This window comes from Halorubrum kocurii JCM 14978 (genome assembly GCF_000337355.1).
Classification (GTDB): Archaea; Halobacteriota; Halobacteria; order Halobacteriales; family Haloferacaceae; genus Halorubrum; species Halorubrum kocurii.
In genome coordinates this window covers 14,043-38,044 of sequence record NZ_AOJH01000105.1, presented here as the reverse complement: position 1 = coordinate 38,044, position 24,002 = coordinate 14,043, and the positions used below count along the sequence as shown (strand labels likewise).

The 24,002-nt window shown below is 69.6% G+C and carries 26 protein-coding genes; 17 read left to right on the top strand and 9 right to left on the bottom strand.

Annotated elements, in window-relative coordinates; translation table 11 throughout:
* Positions 1-47 precede the first annotated feature (47 nt).
* The gene (gene glpK / locus C468_RS16755; RefSeq protein WP_049912326.1) at positions 48-1,580 is read left to right on the top strand and encodes a glycerol kinase GlpK; all 1,533 of its coding nucleotides are present in this window, start codon (positions 48-50) and stop codon (positions 1,578-1,580) included.
* Positions 1,581-2,747 (top strand): hypothetical protein, encoded by a 1,167-nt coding sequence (locus C468_RS16750; protein ID WP_008850097.1) that lies wholly within the window; start codon positions 1,581-1,583, stop codon positions 2,745-2,747.
* 110 nt (positions 2,748-2,857) lie between these two features.
* Here the strand turns inward: C468_RS16750 and C468_RS16745 are convergent, their stop codons facing one another.
* Entirely contained in the window at positions 2,858-3,256 is a 399-nt protein-coding gene (locus C468_RS16745; protein WP_008850096.1) for a hypothetical protein, read from the bottom strand.
* Between the two features lie 154 nt (positions 3,257-3,410).
* On the opposite strand from C468_RS16745, the gene C468_RS16740 reads away from it, so the two are divergent.
* The 3 genes from C468_RS16740 (at position 3,411) to C468_RS16730 (ending at position 5,650) form a co-directional block, all read left to right on the top strand.
* Positions 3,411-3,614, top strand: a complete 204-nt coding sequence (locus tag C468_RS16740) for a hypothetical protein (protein WP_008850095.1) — start codon at positions 3,411-3,413, stop codon at positions 3,612-3,614.
* Positions 3,615-3,708: 94 nt separating this feature from the next.
* Positions 3,709-4,881 (top strand): Cdc6/Cdc18 family protein, encoded by a 1,173-nt coding sequence (locus tag C468_RS16735; RefSeq protein ID WP_049912341.1) that lies wholly within the window; start codon positions 3,709-3,711, stop codon positions 4,879-4,881.
* 85 nt (positions 4,882-4,966) lie between these two features.
* Positions 4,967-5,650: a phosphoglycolate phosphatase gene (locus C468_RS16730; RefSeq protein WP_008850093.1), complete on the top strand. Its 684-nt coding sequence runs from the start codon at positions 4,967-4,969 to the stop codon at positions 5,648-5,650.
* Between the two features lie 15 nt (positions 5,651-5,665).
* Here the strand turns inward: C468_RS16730 and hpt are convergent, their stop codons facing one another.
* Positions 5,666-6,235 (bottom strand): hypoxanthine/guanine phosphoribosyltransferase, encoded by a 570-nt coding sequence (gene hpt, locus C468_RS16725; protein WP_007999325.1) that lies wholly within the window; start codon positions 6,233-6,235, stop codon positions 5,666-5,668.
* Positions 6,236-6,376: 141 nt separating this feature from the next.
* Here hpt and C468_RS19160 point away from each other — a divergent pair, with 141 nt between their 5' ends.
* A complete protein-coding gene (locus tag C468_RS19160) occupies positions 6,377-6,505 on the top strand; it encodes a hypothetical protein (protein ID WP_275039713.1) in 129 nt (42 codons plus the stop codon).
* A gap of 171 nt (positions 6,506-6,676) precedes the next feature.
* Here the strand turns inward: C468_RS19160 and C468_RS16720 are convergent, their stop codons facing one another.
* Together C468_RS16720 and C468_RS16715 are read right to left on the bottom strand one after the other, a co-directional pair.
* A complete protein-coding gene (locus C468_RS16720) occupies positions 6,677-7,456 on the bottom strand; it encodes an enoyl-CoA hydratase/isomerase family protein (RefSeq protein ID WP_008850092.1) in 780 nt (259 codons plus the stop codon).
* A gap of 57 nt (positions 7,457-7,513) precedes the next feature.
* Positions 7,514-7,735 (bottom strand): hypothetical protein, encoded by a 222-nt coding sequence (locus C468_RS16715; protein WP_008850091.1) that lies wholly within the window; start codon positions 7,733-7,735, stop codon positions 7,514-7,516.
* A 105-nt stretch (positions 7,736-7,840) separates the two neighbouring features.
* Between C468_RS16715 and aroC the strand changes: the two genes are divergently transcribed.
* The 3 genes from aroC to C468_RS16700 all read left to right on the top strand — a co-directional run bounded on the left by aroC (position 7,841) and on the right by C468_RS16700 (position 9,786).
* Positions 7,841-9,028, top strand: coding sequence for a chorismate synthase (gene aroC, locus C468_RS16710; RefSeq protein ID WP_008850090.1), 1,188 nt, complete (start codon positions 7,841-7,843; stop codon positions 9,026-9,028).
* A gap of 108 nt (positions 9,029-9,136) precedes the next feature.
* On the top strand, positions 9,137-9,460 hold the full coding sequence (locus tag C468_RS16705; protein WP_008850089.1) for a helix-turn-helix transcriptional regulator: 324 nt from the start codon (positions 9,137-9,139) through the stop codon (positions 9,458-9,460).
* Entirely contained in the window at positions 9,457-9,786 is a 330-nt protein-coding gene (locus C468_RS16700; protein ID WP_008850088.1) for a hypothetical protein, read from the top strand. Before C468_RS16705 ends, C468_RS16700 begins: the two co-directional genes overlap by 4 nt.
* Before the next feature lie 37 nt (positions 9,787-9,823).
* Here C468_RS16700 and C468_RS16695 read toward each other — a convergent pair whose 3' ends face one another.
* The 3 genes from C468_RS16695 to C468_RS16685 form a co-directional block, all read right to left on the bottom strand.
* Positions 9,824-10,033, bottom strand: coding sequence for a hypothetical protein (locus C468_RS16695; protein WP_008850087.1), 210 nt, complete (start codon positions 10,031-10,033; stop codon positions 9,824-9,826).
* 51 nt (positions 10,034-10,084) lie between these two features.
* The gene (locus tag C468_RS16690; RefSeq protein ID WP_008850086.1) at positions 10,085-11,011 is read right to left on the bottom strand and encodes a ZIP family metal transporter; all 927 of its coding nucleotides are present in this window, start codon (positions 11,009-11,011) and stop codon (positions 10,085-10,087) included.
* A 67-nt stretch (positions 11,012-11,078) separates the two neighbouring features.
* Positions 11,079-11,627, bottom strand: a complete 549-nt coding sequence (locus C468_RS16685) for a TIGR04206 family protein (protein ID WP_008850085.1) — start codon at positions 11,625-11,627, stop codon at positions 11,079-11,081.
* 98 nt (positions 11,628-11,725) lie between these two features.
* Between C468_RS16685 and aglM the strand changes: the two genes are divergently transcribed.
* From aglM to C468_RS16660, 5 genes are all read left to right on the top strand, one after another.
* Complete coding sequence (gene aglM / locus C468_RS16680; RefSeq protein ID WP_008850084.1) at positions 11,726-13,051, top strand: UDP-glucose 6-dehydrogenase AglM; 1,326 nt, start codon at positions 11,726-11,728, stop codon at positions 13,049-13,051.
* Positions 13,052-13,106: 55 nt separating this feature from the next.
* Entirely contained in the window at positions 13,107-13,982 is an 876-nt protein-coding gene (locus C468_RS16675) for a DUF7847 domain-containing protein (RefSeq protein ID WP_008850083.1), read from the top strand.
* A gap of 75 nt (positions 13,983-14,057) precedes the next feature.
* The gene (locus C468_RS16670) at positions 14,058-14,825 is read left to right on the top strand and encodes a hypothetical protein (RefSeq protein WP_008850082.1); all 768 of its coding nucleotides are present in this window, start codon (positions 14,058-14,060) and stop codon (positions 14,823-14,825) included.
* 33 nt (positions 14,826-14,858) lie between these two features.
* On the top strand, positions 14,859-15,950 hold the full coding sequence (locus C468_RS16665; RefSeq protein ID WP_008850081.1) for a M48 family metalloprotease: 1,092 nt from the start codon (positions 14,859-14,861) through the stop codon (positions 15,948-15,950).
* Positions 15,947-17,368 carry a hypothetical protein gene (locus tag C468_RS16660; RefSeq protein WP_008850080.1) on the top strand — a complete coding sequence of 474 codons (1,422 nt, stop codon included), beginning with the start codon at positions 15,947-15,949 and terminating at the stop codon, positions 17,366-17,368. Before C468_RS16665 ends, C468_RS16660 begins: the two co-directional genes overlap by 4 nt.
* Before the next feature lie 148 nt (positions 17,369-17,516).
* On the opposite strand, the gene C468_RS16655 is transcribed toward C468_RS16660, so the two are convergent.
* On the bottom strand, positions 17,517-18,863 hold the full coding sequence (locus C468_RS16655) for an alkaline phosphatase family protein (protein WP_008850079.1): 1,347 nt from the start codon (positions 18,861-18,863) through the stop codon (positions 17,517-17,519).
* A gap of 125 nt (positions 18,864-18,988) precedes the next feature.
* Between C468_RS16655 and C468_RS16650 the strand changes: the two genes are divergently transcribed.
* From C468_RS16650 to C468_RS16640, 3 genes are all read left to right on the top strand, one after another.
* The gene (locus C468_RS16650) at positions 18,989-19,960 is read left to right on the top strand and encodes a phosphoadenosine phosphosulfate reductase family protein (RefSeq protein ID WP_008850078.1); all 972 of its coding nucleotides are present in this window, start codon (positions 18,989-18,991) and stop codon (positions 19,958-19,960) included.
* Between the two features lie 406 nt (positions 19,961-20,366).
* Positions 20,367-21,377, top strand: coding sequence for an arsenic resistance protein (locus C468_RS16645; RefSeq protein ID WP_008850077.1), 1,011 nt, complete (start codon positions 20,367-20,369; stop codon positions 21,375-21,377).
* 376 nt (positions 21,378-21,753) lie between these two features.
* The gene (locus tag C468_RS16640; RefSeq protein WP_008850076.1) at positions 21,754-22,674 is read left to right on the top strand and encodes an NAD(P)/FAD-dependent oxidoreductase; all 921 of its coding nucleotides are present in this window, start codon (positions 21,754-21,756) and stop codon (positions 22,672-22,674) included.
* A 5-nt stretch (positions 22,675-22,679) separates the two neighbouring features.
* Here the strand turns inward: C468_RS16640 and C468_RS16635 are convergent, their stop codons facing one another.
* A complete protein-coding gene (locus tag C468_RS16635) occupies positions 22,680-23,954 on the bottom strand; it encodes a saccharopine dehydrogenase family protein (RefSeq protein ID WP_008850075.1) in 1,275 nt (424 codons plus the stop codon).
* Positions 23,955-24,002: the final 48 nt, after the last annotated feature.

The window sequence follows — 24,002 nt, the reverse complement described above, 5'->3', positions numbered from 1 at the left end:
TGCGCCGACGCCGCGAGCGGACCAGCGCCACAGGAGGGATTCAAAACATGACACAGTATGTCGGTGCGATTGACCAGGGGACGACCGGCACTCGATTCATGGTCTTCGACCACGAGGGCCAAGTCGTCGCGAACGCGTACGAACAGCACGAACAGATCTACCCGAACCCGGGCTGGGTCGAACACGACCCGATAGAGATCTGGGAGAACACCAAACAGGTCGTCCTCGACGGCCTCGCGGACGCCGATCTCGAGGCGAGTCAGCTCGACGCGCTCGGGATCACGAACCAGCGCGAGACGACGATCGTCTGGGACAAGGACTCCGGCCGACCGGTCCACAACGCCCTCGTGTGGCAGGACCGGCGGACGACGGACCGCGTCGAGGAGATCCAGGAGGCGGGGAAAGTAGAGGAGATCCGCGAGAAGACCGGACTGGAGTGCGACGCGTACTTCTCCGCGACCAAGACCGAGTGGATCCTCGACAACGCGGAGCCGCTCAAGATGCAGAGCTCCCGCGGCGGCGACCTCCGCGACCGGGCCCGCGAGGGCGAACTCGTCATGGGGACGATCGACTCGTGGCTCATCTACAACCTGACGGGGAACCACATCACGGACGTCACCAACGCCTCTCGGACGATGCTGTACAACATCCGAGAGATGGAGTGGGACGACGAGCTCCTCGACGAGTTCGGCGTCCCGAAGGAGATGGTGCCCGAAGTCCGCCCGTCCTCCGACGAGGAGTACTACGGGCACACCGACGCGGACGGGTTCCTCGGCGAAGAGGTCCCCGTGGCCGGTGCGCTGGGTGACCAGCAGGCCGCGCTGTTCGGACAGACCTGCTTCGACAAAGGCGACGCCAAGAACACCTACGGCACCGGTGCGTTCTACCTGATGAACACCGGCGAGGAGGCCGTCGCGTCCGACAACGGCCTGCTCACGACCGTCGGGTTCCAGATGTCCGGCGAACCGGTCCAGTACGCGCTGGAGGGGTCGATCTTCATCGCCGGCGCGGCGATCGAGTTCCTCGAGGACATCGACCTGATCAACAACGCCGCCCAGACCGCGGAGCTGGCCCGGTCGGTCGACTCGACCGACGGCGTCTACATGGTCCCGGCCTTCACCGGGCTCGGCGCCCCGCACTGGGACGGCCGCGCTCGCGGGACCATCGTCGGGATGACCCGCGGGACGACCAAAGAGCACATCGTCCGCGCGACGCTCGAGAGCATCGCCTACCAGACCCGCGACCTCGCGGAGGCGATGGAGGCGGACTCCGGCGTCGAGATGACGAGCCTCCGCGTCGACGGCGGCGCGGTCAAGAACAACTTCCTCTGTCAGCTCCAGTCCGACATCATCCAGACGGACATCGTCCGACCGCAGGTCGACGAGACCACGGCGCTCGGCTCGGCGTACGCCGCCGGCCTCGCCGTCGGCTACTGGGACACCGTCGACGAGCTCCGCGACAACTGGCAGGTCGACCGCGAGTTCAACCCCGAGAAGGGCCAGGCCGAGGTCGACAAGCTGTACAGCCGGTGGGACGACGCGGTCGACCGCTCCCGCGACTGGGCTCAGGAGGACGAATAGATGGGCATCGAGTTAGTTCCGGATCTGGCCATCGCGGCCGACACCGTGCTACAGGTCGGGTACGAACCCGGCGCGCCGACGGACGTGATCAACAGCCTCACCAATCCGGCGATCATCCTCGGTGCGCTCGCGGGAGGCGCGTTCGGAGCGGCGCTCGGCGCGCTCCCGGCGTTCATTTTCACCGGCTTCCTCGTGATCGGCGGGTCACTCGGCGGCGGCGGTTTCGGCGTCGACGTCGGTTTCGGCCCGGTGTTCGGTCCGCACATCTCCTTCGCGGGAGGTGTCGCGGCCGCGGGGTACGCAGCCAACAAGGGGTATATGGAGTCCGGATTCGACTACCACAACGCGAAGGACATCGGATTCGCGCTCGGGAGTAAGCCGGACATCCTCGCTGTCGGTGCCGTCTTCGGCATCTTCGGCGTCCTCATCGAACAACTCTCCAGACAACTCGCGGTGCCGGTCGACCCGATTCCGGTCAGCATCGTTATCAGCGCAATCGTCGTTCGAGCCGTCTTCGGCTACAGCATCATCGGCAAAGTGAGCGACAAAGCGAACGGCTACTTCGACATGGGGCCGTTCGAGCGCGGGGAGATGCGCGATCCCGGAGAGGTCAAGGGCGACGGCGGAAAGGAGAGCGAGGACCGCCTCGCTGTCGAACCGTGGCTCCCGAACATGTACAAGTGGTCCCACGTCGCCGCGATCGGCTTCTTCACCGGTCTCGCTGCCGGCGTGATCACGTACAACATGATCAGCGGCGGGCACGGTCTCATCGCCGTGTTCGCCGGGTTCGGGATCAGCGCGGCGTCGCTGCTGTTCTTGAACCTCGGCGTCGACCGGATCCCGGTAACGCACCACATGACGCTGGCGGGGGCGACCGCGTTCCTCTCCACGTGGGAAGAGGGAATCCTGATGCTCACCGACCTCTCGGCCGCCGACCTGACGGCGCCGTTGGCGTTCGGTGCCGCGCCTGCGCTGCTGTTCGGCGCGGTGTTCGGGCTGTTCTCCGCGCTCGTCGGTGAAGCGTCCCAGCGCGTGTTCTACGCGCACTCCGACACGCACTTCGACCCGCCGGCGGCCGCCATCGTCGTCTGGACGCTGGTTATCGGACTACTGGTCGTCGCCGGGCTGCTGAACTGGGGCGTCTGGATTCCTGGAACAGGGATCTAACGCCTCCCCACTCTCGGCAGAATTTTATTATGGCACTTCGCTCATCTGCGGTCGAACGGAACCATCCGGACAGCGACCGGTGTGAGAGTTGCCGTGAGCGAGTGCGGCCGTCACTCGGGGAGCAGCACGGAGAGACCAAGAGACGCAACGACGACGACCGCAGCGGAGCCGACGGCAACCGGCAGTACCTCACCGCCAAGATACCGGGCGACCAGCGCGAGACAACCCGCCAACACGAGCGCGATTCCGAGCGCGCCGTGGTGATAACTTCCGGCGGTCGGCTGGTCGGCGACCGTCGACGACTCGCTCTCGACGAAGGCGCGAGCGCCCCACCAGACCGATCCGAACCGGACGCCGATCCCGACCGCGGCCGCGGCGACCGAGACGAACTCGATGTCGCCGATAGTGAACATCCCGGCCCCGAACGCGGCCAACGTCGCCAGAACGGCGACCACTTTGCTTCGGTCGTCGACCGTGTGCAGCGCCTCCACGGCCGGATCGTTCGACATACCAGTCGTAGTTCGCCCGACGGTGGTATAGGTTTCCATCGGGGGAGAACTGTTCGGCCGACGCCGACTGGATCGGGCTGGCGCGATCGGCCACCCCGTTACAGCCGACGACCGAACACGAGGCGTTTAAATATCGCGCCGAGGACGACGTGGTATGTTGGACCGGTTGGGACTCGAGCCGAAGGATCGCCGGAACCTCCTCATCGTGATGGCCGTCGTCGGGGTTGTGATGGCTATCGTGTCGGAGGGGACGCCCGTCGTTCGGCTCGTCGTCGGACTGATCGCCGGCCTCATCAGCGGGCTGGTTTTCGTACTCTCGACGGTGCTCATCAACCGGTACAAACCCGACCACTGGTGACCAGCGGCTGGCATCCGTCGAGCCGAAGCCGGACGCTGAGGAGGCGTGTGAACGCCCCGTATCGGTCGCGGATATCGTCCGCAGAGGGGTGCCCGTGAACATCGACGACCGGATCGAGCGACGGCTCGGCTACGACGTCGGGGCCGGCGTCCTCGTCGACATCGACGCCGTCTCCCCGGTGTCGCACACCGAGTCGCCGGTCGGCCGGGGGCCGGCGATCGAACGGCTCCTCGACGTGTTCGAACCGACCTTCGCCGGGTCGCTCCCGCCGAGCGCCTACGTACACGGGCCAAAAGGGAGCGGGAAGTCGGCGATCGTCTCCGCGCTGTTCCGGCGCCTCGCGTCCCACAGCGGACCGCGACGTGCGATACAGACGTCCACGCGCGCGGTGGAGCCGACGCTCCCGGGATTCGTCTACGTCGACGCCCGCCGCGCGTCGACGCGGTTCCGGCTGTACCACGCCGCGCTCGACGCGGTCAGCGACGACACGGTCCCGGAACACGGGATCGGCACGGACGAACTGGTCGAGGCGCTGCGGGACGCCGTCGCGACCGACCCGAACCTCGTCGTCGCGGTCGATCACACCAACGAGCCCGAGACGCCGAGCGCGACGACCGTCGTCGAGTGGCTCACGGCCGTCAGCGACAGGGTCGCCCCGGTGTGTCTCGGGCGCGAGGACCCGTCGGCGATCGAGTGGGACCCCGACGAGGCGGTGGCGTTCGAGCCGTACCGCCGGCACGTGCTCGTCGAGCTGTTGACGAGCCGGTGTTCTACCGGGCTCGGGCGCGACGCGCTCACCCACGACCAGATCCGCGAGGTGAGCGAGTGGGCCGACGGCGACGCCCACGACGCCCTCGCCGCGATCGCCGGCGCGGCGATCACCGCGGAGCGCGCGGGCGCCTCGACGGTGCGGCCGGAGGACCTCGACGCGGGGATTGAGGCCGTTCCCCGCCCGGGCGTCGCGCTCGGACGGGTCCTCTCGCTCTCGGAGAGCCGGCGTCGGCTCCTCTACGAGCTCGTGAGCCTGTCCGACGACGACCGCGCGTCGGTGAGCGCCGCGACCGAGACGATCGCCTCGCGGGAGGCGGTCGACCTCTCGCCCTCGACGGTGCGACGCGTCCTCTACGAACTCGCGGACGCCGGGCTCCTCGACCGGGTGACGGCCCGACAGAGCGACGGGAAGGGGCGGCCGCCGAGCCGGCTCGTCCCGCGGTTCCCGACGCTCGTGTTCCGCGAGCTGTTCGACCGGCCGTCGTGGTCGGTCTGAGGCGGGTCCGCCGCCGCACCTTTTATCCGATCGGTCGGTCGGCCGCGAACGCAAGACAGTTGCGCGCGGTGGCCTCACATCCTGTATGGTTCCGCCCCTCGCGTTGGACATCGACGGAACGCTGACGACGGCGAGCGGCCGGATCGACGCGCGCGTCTTCGAGCTGTTGCCGGAGTGGGACGCCCCTGTCGTGCTCGCGACCGGGAAGGCGTTCCCGTACCCGGTCGCGCTGGCGCACTTCCTCGGGCGCGCGGAGACCGTCATCGCCGAGAACGGCGGCGTCGTCCACGTCGACGACGAGACGGCCGTCCTCGGCGACTCGGCCGCTCCGCGGGCCGTCGTCGAGGCGTTCCGCGAGCGCGGCGGCGACCTCGGCTGGGGGGGCCGCGACACGGTGAACCGATGGCGGGAGACGGAGGTGGCGCTGTCGCTCGACGCCGACGAGGCGCTGCTCCGCGAGGTCGCCGCGGCCGCCGGTGGCGACGTTGAGGTCGTCGACACCGGCTACGCGTTCCACGTCAAGTCGACCGGCGTGAGCAAGGGGCGCGGACTCGAACGCGTCGCCGAGGCGCTCGGGGTCGAGCCGGACAAGTTCGTCGCGATCGGCGACAGCGAGAACGACGTGTCGACGTTCGCGGTCGCCGGCGAGTCGTACGCGGTCGCCAACGCCGACGCCGCCGCCCGTGAGGCCGCCGACGTGGTGGTCGAAGAGCCGTACATGGACGGCACTGCCGGCGTGCTCGCGGACCTCCGGAAACGGACTGCGTAGGAGAGGAGACGCCTCTCAGTCGTCGCCCTGCGCGTCGACGATCACGACCTCGCCGTCCTCGACGGTGACGTTGATCAGCGTCTTCACGTTGTAGTCGGTCTGGTCGAGCTCGTTCTCGCCCGCCTTCTTGATCACGGCGACGACGTCGACGACGTCCGCGCCGACCTCGTTGGTGAGCGCGTCGAGGATCGCCTTCATCGTGCCGCCCGTCGAGAGCACGTCGTCGAGGACGAGGACGCGGTCGCCCTCCTCCACGTCGTTGATGTACATCTCCGACTCGGAGTAGCCGGTCTCCTGGAACAGCGGGACCTCGCCGTCGAGGCCGTACTGGCGCTTGCGGATGACGACGAGGGGGATGTCGGTCATCAGCGAGAGCGCGGTGGAGATGTGGATCCCCATCGCCGCGGGGGTGACGATCTTGTCGACGTTCTCCAGCTCGGCCTTCCGGATGATCCGGATGACGATCTCCCGGAGGAGCTCCGGTTTGAGCATGGGGACGCCGTCGCTGATCGGGTGGACGAAGTACTGGTACTCGCCTTTCTCGATGATCGGCGCGTCGAGGAGCGACTGCCGCAACTGGTCCATGTCGCCGGTACTCGGGCGGATTAATAAAGCGTGGCGATTGCCCGGCTCCGTGAACCCCGATCGCACGGGGCGTGACGGGGGTGCGGCAGCTCTCGGTGCGGCCCTCACAAAGCGTATCACGACTCTCGCTCAACGGAGCGTATGGTCGCTCTCCAAGCTCCCCCCGCCGGCGTGTTGCTGATCCTCGCGCTGGTCGCGCCGGTCGTTCTCGTCTACGCCGCGTACTGGCTGACTCGAGCGTTGCAGCGGTTCCGAGGCGGAGAGCAGTGAGCGACCGACGGCATCGGTCCTGACCCCGCACGCAGCATAGGCCTCGAGCGACCCGCGGACCCGAACCGAACGCCGCGGAACAGGCGTTTCATCGCGTGACGCGCCGGTCCGGACCGCGCTCGACAGCTCGTTTGGACGAGCGACCTCCGTCGCGCAACCACGGTACCGAGCCTACTCGAAGTCGGGCTCCCGCTTCTCCAGGAACGCGCGCATCCCCTCGCGCTGGTCGTGCGTGCCGAACAGGCCGGACCACGCCCGGCGCTCCAGGGCGAGCCCGCCCGCCTGCGTCCCGTCTCGGGCGCCGTTGAGCGCCTCCTTCGCCGCCCGCATCGCGAACGCGGGCTTCGCGGCCAGCTCGCCCGCCAGCTCGTCGATCCGGTCGTCGAACGCATCGTCGTCAACGACCTCACCGACGAGGCCGATCGCTGCGGCCTCCGTCGCGTCGATCCGCTCGCCGAGGAAGACGAGCCGCCTCGCGGTCTCGTCGCCGACGAGCCGCGAGAGCCGCTGGGTGCCGCCCCAACCGGGGATGATCCCGAGGTCGATCTCGGTCTGTCCGATCACGGCGCGCTCGGCGGCCACGCGGAGGTCACAGGCCAGCGCGAGCTCCGAGCCCCCGCCGAACGCGTAGCCGTCGATCGCCGCGACCGTCGGGGCCGGGAACGACTCGATCGCGTCCGCGACGCGGTGCCCAAGCTCCGCGTACGCCTGCGCCTCCGGCGTCGACAGCTCGACCATGTAGGAGATGTCCGCGCCCGCGACGAACGCCTCGTCGCCAGCGCCGGCCAGCACGAGCGCGCGGGCGCCGGCCGCCTCGGCCTCCGCGAGCGCTTCCTCGATCGCTTCGAGCGTGTCGACGGTGAGGGCGTTGAGCTGGTCGGGGCGGTCGACGGTGATCGTCGCCACGCCGCTGTCCTCGTCGGTGTCGAGGTCGATCGTGTCCCACGTCATACCGGCCCGTCGCGGGGCGGCGTGAAAACCGTTCGGCAGCCGGAACCCGGTGCCCCGTCAGATCTCTTCGCGGCTCTCGATCTCGGTGTAGATGTACCACGCGACCGTGTAGACGCCGAGGAACAGCAGGTAGCCGACGACCAGCCCGACGAGCTGCCGGGAGCCGAGCCCGTCCGGCAGCGTCCGCGAGAGGAGCGCCAGCGCCACGGCGAACACGACGAGCGAGAACAGCCCGGAGAGGGCGTACACGCCCAGATCGGAGGTGAGACGATCGCGCACGGCCCCACAAACGGGATCGACTTATAAACGCCCGTCGGTCGCGGCGAGGCCGCGGTCCGTTGCGCGGATTGCAACCCATATATGCCCCCGGCCACACGTGAGTGTATGAACGGGAACCGGTTCGGTCGGCTCTTTCAGGTGACGACGTACGGCGAGAGCCACGGCGACGCGATGGGCGTGACGGTCTCCGGGGTGCCCGCCGGCGTCGAGCTCGACGAGGAGGCGATCCAGGCGCAGCTCGACCGGCGCAAGCCGGGCCAGTCGATGATCACGACCTCGCGGGGCGAGCCCGACGAGGTCGTCGTCAACTCCGGCGTCCAGGACGGCTACACCACCGGCACGCCGATCGGCATGGTGATACAGAACAAGGACGCGCGCTCGGGCAAGTACGAGCCGTACGTCACCGCGCCGCGGCCCTCGCACGGCGACTACACCTACTCCGCGAAGTTCGGCACGCGCAACTGGGGCGGCGGCGGGCGCTCCTCCGCGCGCGAGACGGTGAACTGGGTCGCGGCCGGCGCCGTCGCCGAGCAGGTGCTCGACGCCTCCGACTACGACATCGAGATCAAAGCGCACGTCAACCGCATCGGCGACGTCGAGGCCGACGACGTGAGCTTCGAGCAGATCCTCGACCGGTCCGAGGAGAACGACGTGCGCTGTGCCGACCCCGAGGCGGCCGCCGAGATGCAGGCGCTGATCGAGGAGTACCAGGAGCGGGGCGACTCCATCGGCGGCTCCATCTACTTCGAGTGCCGGGGCGTCCCCCGCGGGCTCGGCGCCCCCCGGTTCGACAGCTTCCCCGCCCGGCTCGGCCAGGCGATGTTCTCGATTCCGGCGACGACCGGCGTCGAGTACGGACTCGGCACGGACGCGACGGACGTGGCCGGCAGCGACCGCAACGAGGACTGGACGTTCGACGACGGCGAGTCGTTCGACCACGTCGAGAGCGACGAGGGCGACCCGGTCCCCGTCGGCAACGACCACGGCGGGCTCCAGGGCGGGATCACCACCGGCGAGCCGATCTACGGCGAGGCGACGTGGCACGCGCCCACCTCGATCCCCAAGAAGCAGCGCTCCGCCGACTGGGAGACAGGCGAGGAGAAGGAGGTGCAGGTCGTCGGCCGGCACGACCCCGTGCTCCCGCCGCGGGCCGTCCCCGTCGTCGAGGCGATGCTGTACTGCACCGTCCTCGACTTCATGCTGCTCGCCGGCCGCATCAACCCCGACCGCGTCGACGCGAATCCGGGACAGTACGACACCGACTACCACCCGAGCAGCCCGGACAACGAGTAGAGATCGATACGGCCTTCGACGGCGCTTTCTGCGTGTTCTCACGTTCGTTGACGCTCAACTGCGATCTTCGCCACTACATTTATTACAATATATTACAAACTATTCCACATGCCGATCGGGATCGACGCGTTCGACGACGAACCGGACGCCGCGCTCGACGTGGCGGTCGGAACCCAGCCGTACCGCGTCCTCGCGTTCCTCGTCGAACACGACGACCAGGCGTTCACGCAGACCGAGATCCACGAGCGAACGGGAATCAAACGCGGGAGCGTGGGATCCGTGCTCTCCAGACTGGAGGACCGTGGACTCGTCCGCCACCGCGGTCGCTACTGGGCGATCGCCGAGGACGACCGGCTCGCGTCGTTCGCCGCACAGCAGGCGGCGAGTTCGGCGTCGACGACTGACGACTATTACGGCGAGGACGAAGCGTGACCGGCGAACGGGGAACGGTGGTCAAAGGGCCAGATCTATTCGCGGACAACGACTTTCGGCCGTACGTTCGGATCAGCGACGACACGCACCCGTTCACGGACGAGGAGGCCGTTTACGTCGCCGCGACGACGACGCGACGGTCGGCTGCGGTTCCGCTCACAGACGCCGACTTCGTCGCCGGCGGACTTCCGCGAGAGACGTACGTCAATCCGTGGACCGTCGTGACGATACGACACGCAGACATCCACAGGAAGGAAGGTCGACTGACCGACGAGGCGACGGAGGCGATCGCAAGAGCGACGGCGGGATATCTCGGCGTTCTGTGACTGCCGGCGACCGATCGACCGCGATCGATATCGACGCTTACTGCCCCGGCGACCACTCGCAGGCGTTCCCCGCGGTGAGGCCCTTCTGGCCGACGTGCGCTGAGAGGCACGCGTAGTTGCAGAAGTAGGCGGGGGAGCCGCAGTCGTCGTCGCAGTCGCGCACGCAGATCGGGTCGTGCGCGAAGATCCGCGAGCCGCAGTAGGCGCAGGTCTGCTCCCCGTCGGGCGTCGAGACGGTCGTTGACATGGCCGAACGCAGGGCGTGTCGGGTTGAAACGCCGTCGCGGTCCTGTACGACTCACACCACGACGACCGCGTCGACGACGACGAGCAGCACGAAGCCGACGAGGAAGGCTCCGGTCGCAGCGTCGGCGTGTCCGTGGCCGTGCGAGGAGGGGATCAGCTCCCGGAACACCACCGCGAGCATCGCGCCCGCGGCGAACCCGGAGGCGACGGGGAACAGCCCGGCCGCGACGGAGACGAGCAGGAAGCCGAACACCGAGGCGACGACTTGGGGGACGAGCCCGGAGAGCGTTGTGTACCAGATCACCCGCAGGTTCGACATCCCGGTGTCCGCCATCGGCACCGCGAAGGCGAACCCGTCGGGCACGTTCTGGAGCCCGATCACGACCGCGAGCACCAGCGCGACCTCCTCTAACCCCGACGCGAACGCGACGCCGATCGCAAGCCCCTCGGGGGCGTTGTGGAGGGTGATCGCCCCGCCGATCAGCAGCGCCTTCCGGAGGGTCACTTCTCGTTCGGCGGCCGCGTCGGCGGACTCGGACGGATCGGCTTTCCCGGCGGAATCGGTGGAGTCGGCGGACTCGCCGGCCGCGACGGGGTCGGCGAACGCCGAGAGTTCGTGGTCCGGCCGCTCGGTCTCGTCGGACACCGCCATCGCCGCGGCGTCGTCGCCGGTCGCGCCGCCCTCGGGGAGCCACTCGCGGTACTGCGCGTGGAGGTGCGGAACCGCGTAGTTCCCGGCGAGCAGGCCGATCCCGCCGAGGAGGAGTCCCGTCATCACCGCCGTGAGCGTCCCCTCCTCCATCCCGGGGAGGATCAGGCCGAAGACGCTGGCCGCGACCATCAGCCCGGCCGCGAGCCCCAGCGCCGCGTCGTAGACGCGATGGGTGACGCGCGTCCGGAAGAACACCGGGAGCGCGCCGAGCCCGGTCGCGAGCCCCGTCACGCCGCTGACGGCGACGACGGTCGGAAGGGTCGTCATGGGACGGCGTTTCGCTCCCGCGTATATAAATGGAGCCGACGGCGGCGCGGCCCGTCCCGCGCCGCGGTCACCGCTCGAACGCGCCACGGAGGTCGCGCCCGTAGACCCCGACGGCGACCGCCGCCGTCGCGAGCGCGCCGACCGGGATCACGGCGAGCCAGCCGGCGGTCGTCCCGACGCCGAACCGGGTCGCGACGCCGACGGAGACCCACAGGCTCGCGGCCGCGGCGAGCGCGAGCAGCCCGCCGGTGACGCGTCGGTCCTCCCGCCCCAGCGCGACGCCCGCCGTCGCGCTGGCCGCCGCGACCACGTAGAACCCGATCGCGAGCGGCCACGCCCGGATCGACGCCGGGAGCGACCCGAACGCGCGCGGCTGCTCGAGGAAGTACGCCCACACGGGGTAGCCGCCGGCGCCGAGCGGCCCGCCGGAGCCGGCCGCGTTCAGGAAGCCCCAGAGGGTCACGAGGGTGAGGTTCTCCCCGGGAATCACGGCCATCGGGACCGCGAGGAGGGCGACGACGAGGAGCCAGCCGACGCGGCGGGGGACCCGGTCGACGCGGTCGGCCGCCGCTGGTCGGCGCGTCTCCGCCCTCTCCGGGTCCGGCCCTTCGGACATACCGTCGCCTCGGTGGGCCGCAGGTAAGTATCGCCCGGAGCGGATCTCGGATCCGGAGACGCGCAACGTTCTTTGAGGCGGGGGTCGCTTGCTTCGGTATGCGAGTCACCGTCGTCGGAAGCGGCTACGTCGGAACGACCCTCGCGGCCTGCCTCGCGGACGCGGGTCACGACGTGACCGCCATCGACATCGATCCAGACGTGGTCGCGGCGATCAACGACGGGCACGCGGCCATCCACGAGCCCGGTCTCGACGAGCTGCTGGCCGAACACGCGGGCGACCGGCTCCGCGCCACGACCGAGTACGGCGGCGTCCCCGACGCCGACGTGACGTTCCTCGCGATCGGCACCCCCTCGAACGAGGACGGGAGCATCGACCTCGGGGCGCTCACCGCGGCCGCCGAGATGACGGGGGAGGCGCTGGCGGAAGCGGGGGCCGCGGACGGCTCCGCGTCCGGGGCCCCCGACGACCGCCACCTCGTCGTCGTCAAGAGCACGATCACGCCGCCGGGCGTGAGAGCGGTGCGCGAGGCGCTCGACGAGGGCGCCGGCGACGCGGCCGACCGCGTCGAGCTCGCGACCAACCCCGAGTTCCTCCGCGAGGGGACCGCGGTCGACGACTTCCAGCACCCGGACAAGCTCGTCTTCGGGGCCGAGTCCGAGTGGGCGACGGCGCGGTTGGAGGCGCTGTACGAGCCGCTGGTCGCCGCGACCGACGGGGACGTGCCGGTCATCCGGACCGACCCCGAGACCGCCGTGATGATCAAGTACGCGAACAACGCCTTCCTCGCGTCGAAGATCTCGCTGGCGAACGACCTCGGGAACATCTGCAAGCGGTTCGGCATCGACGCCTACGAGGTGATGGACGCGGTCGGCCTCGACGACCGGATCGGGGCGCGGTTCCTTCGCTCGGGGGTGGGGTGGGGCGGGAGTTGTTTTCCCAAAGATGTGGATGCAATTAGGTCGGCAGCCCGCGAGGCGGGCTACGAGCCGGCCATGCTCGACGCTGCGGTCGCCGTGAACGACGGCCAGCCGGAGCGCATGCTCGAACTGCTCGACTCCCACGCCGACGTCGCGGGCGAGCGCGTCGCCGTACTCGGACTCGCTTTTAAACCCGGCACCGACGACATCCGAAACTCGCGGGCGATTCCGGTCATCGAGGGACTGCAGGCGCGGGGCGCCGAGGTCGTCGGGTACGACCCCGTCGCGACCGCGAATATGCGCGAACGCTTCCCCGACGCGGCGTACGCCGACTCGGCCGCGGGCGCGCTGGAGGGCGCGACGGCCGCGCTCGTCGTCACCGACTGGGACGAGTTCGCGGCGCTCGACGACGCGTTCGACGCGATGGCGGCGCCGGTCGTGATCGACGGCCGCCGGATCGTCGAGCGTCGCGACGGGCTGACGTACGAGGGGCTCACCTGGTAGCAGGTCCTCCGGTCACGTCACCTCGATTTATGTATCCCGGACGGAATCACGGGGTATGGCGGCCCTCCAATCGATCCGTCCGGCAGTCAGCGGCATCGTTCGCAATCCGATCCTGGTGCTCGTCACGGCGCTGTTCGGCGTGTCACAGCTCCCGAACCTGCTCGTGCAGTCGACGAGCCCGGTGCTCGCGTCGGCGATCTCGCTCGTCACGTTCGGCGTGCTGGTCCTCGTGCTCCCGTTCTTCCAGGGCGGCCTGCTCGGAATGGCCGACGAGGCGCTCGACGGCGGGACGGGGCTCGGGACGCTGGTCGCGACCGGGAAGGCGAACTACGTCCCGCTGCTCTTGGGCTACTTCGTCCTGCTCGCGGTGAACACGGTCTTCGGATTCATCGCGTTCATGGGCGCGATCATCGTGGTCGTCGGCGCGACGATGGCCGGGACCGGGGGCAGCGGCATGGGGGGCGACGGCGCGGCCGCCGGCGTCGACGCGCCGACCCTCGGCTTCGACCCCACGCTGCTCGTGATCGTGGCCGTCCTCGCGGTCGGGCTGCTCCTGACGTACCTCCTGGTCACCTTCTTCCTCCAGTTCTACGCCCACGCCGTCGTCCTCGACGGGACCGAGCTCGTCGACGGGTTCCGCCGGAGCGCGGGGCTCGTTCGGTCGAACCTCCTGAGCGTGTTCGGCTACACGGCCCTGCTCACGGTCGGCGGCGCCGTCGTCGGCGTGTTAGCCGGGGGCGGCTCGCTCGTCTTCGGGCCGCAGCAGCCGTCGGGCTCCCCGTTCGCGGCTGTCGTCTCGGTCGAGCCGACGACGGCGGTCCTCGTCGCGGTCGCGCTCGGATACGTCCTCGTGACCGGGGCGGCCGGCGCGTTCTACGCCACGTACTCGGTCGCGTTCTACCGGTCGATTCGGGGCGACTCCGCGGCGTAAGGCGGACGCGGCGCGCGGACCACTCTCGGGCCCCGTCCCCGACACCCCTAATCCGCTGAAGTCCCTCAGTCGGGTATGAACACGCAGGACGGCGGCCACTACGACGCAGCGGTCGACGCGCTGGCCGCTCGGCAGTACGAGGCGGCGGGAGACCGGTACACCCGCGGCGGGCGGCGCGTGCTCGCCGACCCGCGGCCGGACCTCGACCCGTTCGCGCCCGACGAGAAGGGGTGGATCGGGCAGGGGCTCCAACAGCTGTGCGCGGCCGCGGTGGCGTACCGCGTCGCCGGCGAGGACGGGAGAGCCACCCAGCGAGTGGTCGAGGGGATCGCCGCGACGCGCGACTTCCAGCGCGTGCTCGACTCGCCCGGACAGGGCGCCTGTCTCGCGGAGTTCGTCGCCGACTTCCGGGTCGTCGGCGGGCTCGACGGGGCGGCGGAGGCGTACGACGACGCCGCGGAGCGCTACGCGGCCGCCGCCGAGACGGTCGACTCGCCGCAGGCGCTCGCGACGACCCCGCTGTTCGGCGCCGCGGCCGCGACGATCAAGCAGGTCGCCCGCGGGCAGGCGAACGGCGAGATCGCGATCAAGTGGGAGGACCTCCACGGGCCGGACCCCTCGCGCCCGGGCGACTTCCTCGCGCACCGCGCCCGATTTAAAAAGCAGCGCTTCGCGGGGCTCGTCGAAACGGCCGTCGCGGACGGCCACCTCGCGGCGCCGCGCGGGACGACGGAGTACGGCAACGAGACGCACCGGTGCCCGAGCTGCGGGTCGAACGACGTCAACTGGGCCGGCACCGACGTGCTCTGCATGCGGTGTTCGACGCCGACCGAGCGGATTTAACTCGCGGCCGACCAAACGGGCCGGTCGAACACGATGTCGCCCTCCATCGCCGACCTCCTCCGCCCGCTTCGCGCGCTCGCGCCGTCGAACCGGCTCGACCGGGACCGCCAGCTCCGCCTCCGGATGCTGATCGCGACCGGGCTGGTGGTCGCGCTCCCGTTCGCGTTCGCCTACGCGTTCGTCTTCCTCATCAACGCGGTCGGGCTCCCGCTGTTGGAGTGGGCGAACGAGCGCCCCTACACCGGTGAGTTCTACGTCGACCCGGTCGTTCTCGCGGTCGTCGTCCTCGGCGGGCTCGCGGTTCAGTACCGCTACGGCCCCCGAACCGTCCTCCGCTCCGTCGGCGGGCGCCGGGTGTCGGCCGACGAGTACCCGGCGCTGCACGCCGCCGTCACGCGGGTGGCCGCGCAGGCGGACGTTCCCAAGCCCGACGTGGCGGTCGCGCGCACGGAGCTCCCGAACGCCTTCGCGGTCGGCACCCCCGGAAACGGTACCGCCGTCGTCACGAGCGCGCTGTTGGAGACGCTCGACGACGACGAGCGCGACGCCGTGCTGGCGCATGAAGTCGCGCACCTCGCGAACCGCGACGCGAGCCTGATGACCGTCGCGTGGGTGCTCCCGACGGTCACGTACTACCTCGCCGTGCTCGCCTTCTACGTCCTCTACGGGCTGTTCCGGCTCCTCAGCTTCGGCGGGGGCGGGTCGGGCGGGAACCGCGACGGCCGGGCGCTCGCGGTCGGGCTCGTCGTGATCACGGTGAGCGCGGTGCTCACGCTCACCGTCTCGGCGATGTTCTGGGTCGGGAGCGTCCTGATCCACCGCGTGCTCTCGCGCTACCGCGAGTACGCGGCCGACCGCGCGGCCGCCGAGATCACCGGGTCGCCGGCGGCGCTCGCGAGCGCGCTCGACGCCCTCGACGAGTCGATGCCCGACGTGCCGGAGCGCGACCTCCGGGAGTTCGACGGCGGCGCCGAGGCGCTGTACGTCGCGCCCTTGGAGAGCCGCGCGTTCGGCGACAAGGAGCTGGTGAGCACCGACGTGTTCCCGGAGACGCACCCCCCGACCCGCGAGCGGATCGAGCGGCTCCGGGAGCTGGCGGCCGGGCGTTCGGGTGAGACGGCGTGACGGGACGCGACGGGCCCGAGAACCCCACGCGCCGCCGGTTCCTCGCGGCGGCCGGAGTCGGCCTTGCGGGCTCGGTCGCCGGCTGCGGCTACCGCCCGGGCGGCGGCGACCTCGCGTGGGAGTCGTCGCTCGGGGGCGGGGGGCTGCTCAGGGACGGCGACCGCTGGTTCCTCCCCGCGAGCGACCGGCTGTTCGTCGTGTGGAACCGGTCCGGCCGCACGTTCGACTTCGGGACGGAGACGTGGCGCGACGTGGAGAACGCGGCGGTCACCGCCCTCGATTCGGCGGGCGACTCCCGGCTCGAGGCCGAGACCGAGCGGCAGGCCGCGGGGGTCCCGGCGGTCACCGAGACGTCGGTCGTCGTGCCTGTCGAGGGCGGTCGCGTGACCGCCATCGACCGCGAGGCGGCCGCGTTCGACCGCGACGAGCGGGCGGTCGACGGGGGCGCGGACGAGGCGACCGAGCGCGACGCGACCCGCTGGCTGTCGGCCGTCGGCGCCGCGGATGCCGACGGCTCCTCGGAGGGCGACGGCGCCGCGGAGAGCGATGGCACGACGGACGATGACCGCTCCTCCGAGAGCGACGGCGCGACGGACGACGACCGGGCCGCGAGCGTCGACGCCGTCCGCGCCAGCGACCGGCTCGTGGCCGCCGTCCGCCGAGACGACGTCATCGTCCTCGACGCGGCGACCGGCGACCGGGCGTTCGGTCTCGCGGCGGCGTGGCCCGACGCGAGCGACCCGGGCCCGGGCTCCGTCGCTCCCGACCGCGTCGCGGTCGACGGCGAGGACGTCTGGGTCGCCGTCTCGGGGGCCGATGGGGAGAGCGGATCCGAAGACGGCCCCGTGCTCGCCCGGTTCGATCGGACCGGAGAGCGACGGGTCGCCCGGGCGCTTTCGAGCGGCGTCGACTGGCTCGCCGTCGTCGACGGACGGGTCGTGGTCGGCGACGAGCGGGCGGACTCGGTGTCGGGCTTCGACCGCGACCTCGACCGGCGGTTCGCGCTGGACGCGCCGACGCCGGGGGAGCGGCCGCCGATCGTCGACGGAGACAGCAGCGGCGAGGCGCTCGGGTCCCGCGTTTACCTCCGCCGCGGCGAGACGGTCCGGGCGCTCGACGTCGCGGCCGGCGAAGTCGCGTGGGAACGCGACGACCTGCCCGCCGCCCGCGGGTTCGCCGCCGACGGGCGCGGGATCTACGCGGTCGACCGCCGAACGAGTCGGAACGGTGGGCGACGGACCGGGCCGACGGTGGTCGCGGTCGGCGCGGACGGGGCGGACCGCTGGAGCGCCCCGCTCCCGGAGGGCGTCCGCGTCACCGAACTGTTCGCGGTCGGGGGCCGGCTGCTCGTGGTCGACGGCGACGACCTCTACGGACTCCGGGCCGCTCCGGGAGAGCGGTGGTCGCTGCTCGGGTAGGGACGGGAAACGAGAGGACGGGAGGATGGGAGGATAGGAGGATGGGAGAATGGGAGGATGGGAGGATGGGAGAATGGGAGGATGGGAGGATGGGAGGACGAGAAGCCAAGAAGCTCTGACGACCGAGGCGACCCTTCGGAGGAGCGCGCTACTCGACGAGGAGGCTCTCGCCGTCGAAGTCGCCGTCGTGCTCGACGTCCATCAGGTCGAGGACCGTCGGCGTCACGTCGAAGAGGTTCGAGCCCGCCACCTCGAGGTCGGGGTCGGTCGAGTACAGCAGCGAGTTCTCGAACTTGTGCATCCCGTTGCGCGGCCCCTCGGTGAAGACGGCCTCCTTGCCGCCGAAGCCGGACTTCAGGTCGAAGCCGTCCGCGGGGATGACGACGAGGTCGGGCGCGATCTCGTCGTGGTCGCCGTCGAAGACGGTTTCGCCTTTCACGATCCGCTTGCACACCTGCCGGCCGTCGGGGCCGGTGAGCGACTCGAGGTCCTCGATGAGCTCCTCCCGGACCGCCTCGTACTCCGACTCGGGGACGACCCCCTCCGGCTCGCGGCCCTCAAGATTGAGGTAAAACCGGCCGGGGATGAGCGAGTACGCCCGCGTCTCGTCGTCGATGTCGGTGAGCGAGTCGTGGTCGTCGCCGTCGTACGAGAGCCACCCCTCGTCGGCGAGGAACTGGTTGCAGTTCACCTCCCACGTGAGCTCGGTGAACCCGTGGTCGGAGGCGACGATCAGCGTCGTGTCGTCGTCGAGCCCGTCGCGGATCGCTCCGATGTACTCGTCGAGCGTCCGGTAGAACTCGAGGAACTCCTCCTTGTACTCGCCGTCGTTCGCGTAGTCGCCGAACAGGAAGTGGTTGACCCGGTCGGTGCTCATGAAGACGCCGAAGAAGAGGTCCCAGTCGTCCTGATCGAGGTAGTGGGTGAACACGTCGTAGCGGGCGTCGAGCGTCGCGTGCGCGTTCTCGATGAAGTCGGTCTTGTCGTCGTCGTGGCCGAGCTTCGCGTTCACGTCGATCTGGTAGTCGCGGTCCTCGAGCACCTGCCGGACCGCGTCGTCGCTCGCGGCCGCGTCCAGCGAGGGCGAGAGGAAGCCGGAGACCTGCCGCTGGATCCGGCTCGACGGCGGGAACGTGACGGGGACGTTGAGCACGGTCGCGTCGCGGCCGTCGTCGGTGACGCGGTCCCAGAGCCGCGTCGCCGACACGTGTTTCCCCATCGGAACGTACGTCTCGTAGGAGTCGATCTCGCGGTCTTGGAAGCCGTACACGCCGGTCTCACCGGGGTTCACGCCCGTCGTGAGGCTCGGCCAGCACGCGCTCGACTCGGGGGGTACGATGCTCTCCAGCCGGCCCGCCGAGCCCGCCTCGGCGATCTCGGTCAGGTTCTCGAAGACCTCGGGGTGCTCCTGCACGAGGTCGTACGGTACGCCGTCGATACCGAGGAAGACTACGCGCTCGTCGTCGTCGCCGCGCAGCCGATCGAACAGTCCCATGGTCCAGCGTGACTTCGAGCCGACAAATTCCTTGTGTTCTGGCGAGTGCCGCCGGTATCCGGGGGTCCCGACAAGCCGTGCCGATGCAGAAGGCCTATTCCGGTCGGGGGAGACATATCCGCCGTATGACCGACGACTTCCCGGCGAGCGTCGACGTCGACTACGCCGACGGCGAGGGCGAGGATCCGGCGGACTACCCGTCGCTGCAACACAAAATCGAGAAAGCTATCGAGGTCACGAAGCGCGGGCTCGAGGAGTACGACAACCCGGCCGTGATGTGGACCGGCGGGAAGGACTCCACGCTGACGCTGTACTTCATCAACCAGGTGGCCGAGGAGTTCGGCTACGAGAAGCCGACCGCCGTCTTCATCGACCACTTCCAGCACTTCGACGACATCACCGACTTCGTCGAGCGCTGGGCCGACGAGTGGGACATCGACCTCGTGTACGCCCGCAACGAGGACGTGGGCGCGTACGTCGAGGAGCACGGCCTCGAACCCGGCGACGACATCCCCGTCGCCGAGCTGAACGAGCAGAACCAGCACCACATCCGCGACATCCTCGAGTTCGAGGAGGAGACGTTCCCGTTCCTGCTCGACACCTACGTCGGGAACCACCTCCTGAAGACGGTCGCGCTCAACAACGCCCTCGAAGCGCACGACATCGACGGCGTCATCTCGGGGGTCCGCTGGGACGAGCAGGAGGCCCGCGCCGACGAGACGTTCTTCTCGCCGCGCCACGACCCCGACCTGTTCCCGCCGCACGACCGCATCCAGCCCATCCTGCAGTTCGCCGAGGCCGACGTGTGGGACGCCTTCTGGAACTACGTCGTCCCCGACACCGTCGAGGCGTTCCCGGACGAGGGGTACGTCCCGCAGGCCGACGACGACCTGCCCGAGGGCGTCACCCAAGAGGACGTGCCGATCTCGCCGAAGTACTTCGCCGGCTTCCGCTCGCTCGGCAGCGAGGTCAGCACGGAGAAGACGACCGAGGAGCCCGCGTGGCTCCAGGACCTCGAGGACACGACCGAGCGCGCCGGTCGCGCCCAGGACAAGGAGGACCTGATGGAGCGCCTGCGCGACCTCGGCTACATGTAACCTACGCAGGCGACACGCGGTCCGTCGTCGCTCGGACTCTCCTCTTCGAATGTCGTTCGATCGCCGATGCCGTGCGGTCGAGCCGACTCTCGAATCGATTGCTGGCGGTTTACACTCGCCTTAGTATTGGTATATAAACACAATTCCATATTCGCGTAACACCTTTTCAGCTATTTTGAGCGGACGGTATTCGTTTTTCATTTCAGTACAGACCATGCAGTATTGTGAATTCAATACATTTTTGTTTGCGTCGCACGTGGTCGCGAGTAGAGACCGGGAGCCGATCCGGGGCCCTCTCCGGACGGCTGATCGGTGCTCGAGAGATGACAGACCGTACGCCAGCCCGAGGGAAGAGAGTGTATCACCACAGCAATCGCCCGCATCGCGAAGAGCTCACGTCCATCAGATGATACGCGCACTCCTCACCGGCATCAAGGAGAACCTCATCTACGTCGTCGTCGCGTCGCTCGTCGCGGGGTTAGCCTTCGGCCAGGTCACGGGACCGGAGACGAAGGTGGTCTTGCGGGCCATGGTCGTCCCGGTCCTGTTTCTGATGATCTACCCGATGATGATCAACATCGATCTCCGGGAGGTCGTCAACATCCGCGATCACGCCGGTCCCGTGGGGCTGAGCCTGCTGATCAACTTCGTGGTGGCCCCGCTGTTCGCGGTCGGCCTGTCGCGAGGGTTTTTCGGCGGCGACGTCGAGTACGCCATCGGGCTGTACTTCATCGCGCTCATCCCGACATCGGGAATGACCGCTGCGTGGACCGGCCTGGCCGACGGCGACCTCGAGTCGGCACTGGTCGCCATGGCGGCGAACCTGCTTGCGGCGGTGGTGATCTTACCGGCGTACCTATCGCTGCTCGTGCCCGCAGACATCGGGTTCGATCCCGCGGCGCTGTACCGCCAGCTCGCGCAGGTCGTCGTCGTGCCGATGATCGCCGGAAATCTCACGCGACGGCTGTTGCTGCGTCGCTACACGCGAGAGGGGTTCAACCGACTGAAACCCACGTTCGGCGGGCTGTCGTCGCTCGGCGTCATGCTGATCGTGTTCGTCGCGATGACGATGCGGTCGAGTCAGATCCTCGCGGACCCGGTCGCGTCGGCCGGAACGATCGTCCCGCTGATCGTGTTCTACGCCGGCGTCCTCGGCGTCGCTGCGGTCGCGGGACGGACGCTGCTCGATCCGAGCCGCGGCGTCGCACTCGTGTACGCGACCAGCATGCGGAACCTGTCGATCGCGCTGGCGATCGTCGTCGCCGCGGACGCGGTGCCGTCCGGCGCGGTGCTACCGATCGCGCTGGCGTACGTCATCCAGCCGCCGCTGGGCGCGGTGTACATGCACTACCGGCGTGACGTCGTCGGGGAGGGGCTGTCACTCCGCGAGGCGGCCGGACGGATCGTCTCGGGGTGAGCGACGAGCGCCGCGGCCGGCGCTCCTTCCCGCAGTGCCTCGGTCGCCTTCCGGTGAGCCTGGCCTCGATCGCCCTTCGTTGAGTCTGGCCTCGATCGCTCATCGCGCCCGCGTCGTGGTCGGTGCCGGTTATTGTATTTCTATTTATATACAATACTATCTCGGTCGTGTACGCATCACGCCACCGCGGGTTCTCGACACGGACCGTACCGTGTTCTCGGAGTGAGGCCTCTAAGGAGCCTCATATCGGCGTTTCGATCGACTTCGACCGTTCTCTGTGGTCGATCAGTGTCTGTCGCGAACAGCGCGGAAGCGTCGAGACGTCGGTGTGAGGGTCGCAACGCATAAGTTAGTATAGTGTATATACTACAATACAATGGCTAGTGTCGCGATCATCGGCGGTGGTCCGACCGGACTGAACGCGGCGATCTACACGGCCCGCGCGGACAGGCGAACGCTCGTGTTCGACGACGGCGGCGGGACGACTCGGGACGTGGACACGATGGAGAACGTCTACGGGTTCCCGGAGGGCGTTACGGGTCCGGAGCTCGTCGACCTGGGGCGAGAACACGCGCGGAAGTACGGCGCCGAAATCGTCGAGGAGGAGGTCGTGCGGATCGAACCCGACGACGAGCGGTACCGCGTCGAGACGACGGCCGACGAGTACGCCGTCGACGGCGTGATAATCGCGACGGGCGCGGACTACGAGCGGCCGGCCATCGCGGACGTCGAAGCGTACGAGGGCCACGGCGTCTCCTACTGCGTCGAGTGTGACGCGTACTTCTACCGCGACAGTCCCGTCGCGGTCGTCGGCACCGACAACTACGCCGCGACGGAGGCGCTGATGCTTCTCGATTACACCGACGACGTCCGGATCCTCACCAACGGGTCGCCGTTCGAGGCCGACGGAGAGCTCACAGAACGAGTCGCCGAAGCGGAGATTCCGGTGGTCACCGACGACCTCGACCGACTCGACGGCGAGGAGACCCTCGAAGCCGTCGTCACGCGAGACGGCGACGAGATTCCGGTCGACGGACTGTTCGTCGCGTTGGGCACCGCCGGCGGCACCGATCTCGCGGAAATGCTCGGCGTGCCCGTCGACGGCGACGACATCGTCACCGATCCCGACCAGTCGACCCCGGTCGATCGGGTGTACGCGGCGGGCGACGTCACTGGCGGTCACCAGCAGATCGCGACCTCGGTCGGCGAGGGAGCCCGGGCGGCGATCAACCTGCTCGAAGAACTCCGCGGGGCCGACTACATCGACTACAAGAAGCTGGACTCGCAGCCGGCCTGATCGGCTCAGTCGCCGAGGCGTGGTCCGGCCTCGCCGACCGACACCGTGAACCCGACCTCGCGGAGCCGGTCCGCGAGCGGCAGACCGATCCCCGACGCCGGCGTCAACACGCCGCCGTCGAGCGGGGAGTCGACGTCGCCGGTCGCCAGACACACCGCCGATTCCCCGAGCATCCGCGCCGTCGCGCCGTAGCCGGGGTCGCGGTCGGCGCCGAACTCGACCTCGACGGTGAACGGCCCGGAGGGGGCCGTCCCCCGGCCGAGCACGCGGATCAGAAAGTGCCCGTCTTCGGTCTCCTCCCGCGTCGGTCCCTCGCCGGGGTCCGGGAACGCGTACCGGCGCAGCGCCGAGCGCACCGGCCCGACGGACATGGCGGCCGTGAACGCCCCGAGCCCGCCGGCGACGAGGGCCGCGGTGGCCGCGCCGGCGAGTCCGGTCCCGGTCGAGACGACTTCGGAACACCGGAACTCGCGGCCCCACGGGTACCCGAGGAGCGCGTTGCTGCGTCGCACCACCCGTTCGTTCACCGCCGCCATCGGCGAGGGCGCCGTCCACCCCGAGCGCAGGGAGTCCCGCCGCGGGCGGCGCTGCTCGCCGGGGTCGACGCCGCTCCGCTCGCCGGGCGGCGCCAGCGAGTACGGGTTCCGGAGCGTCTGCCGGGCCAGCGGGTCGGCGTCGGCCGCCTCGAACACCTCGCCGAAGCTCGCCACGGTGCCCCCGCTGACGCTCCCGCTCCCGCCTTCGAGGTAGATCCGCACCGTCTGACAGGGCGCGTCGAACGTCTCCGCCGCGAACGACTGCGCGAGCAGCGTCCCGAGGTCCGCGGGCACGGAGTCGAACCCGCAGCTGTGGACGATCCGAGCGCCGGCGTCGACCGCCGCCTCGTGGTAGCGGTCGATGATCTCGCGCACCCAGGTGACCTCGCCGGTGAGGTCGCAGTAGTCCGTGCCGGCCTCGACGCAGGCCTCGACCAGCGGCGTGCCGTACGTCGTGTAGGGGCCGACGGTCGTACAGACGACCCGCGTGTCGCGGGCGATCGCGCGCAGGCTCTCGGGGTCGGTCGCGTCGCCCACGACGACGGGCACGTCGTCCCACGCGTCGCTCCGATCGGTGAGGTCGTCGACGACCTCCTCGAGTCGTTCCGGGCTCCGCCCGCCGACCGCGAGCGAGAGGTCCTCCGGCGCGTACCGCTCGGTCAGGTACTCGGCCACGAAGCCGCCGGCGACGCCCGTCGCGCCCCACACCACGATGTCGTGCGTCCGGTCGTCGTCGTCGGTCATACGCACGTGGCTACGGCGGCGACACGGTAAACCGTCGGGGTGCCGGCG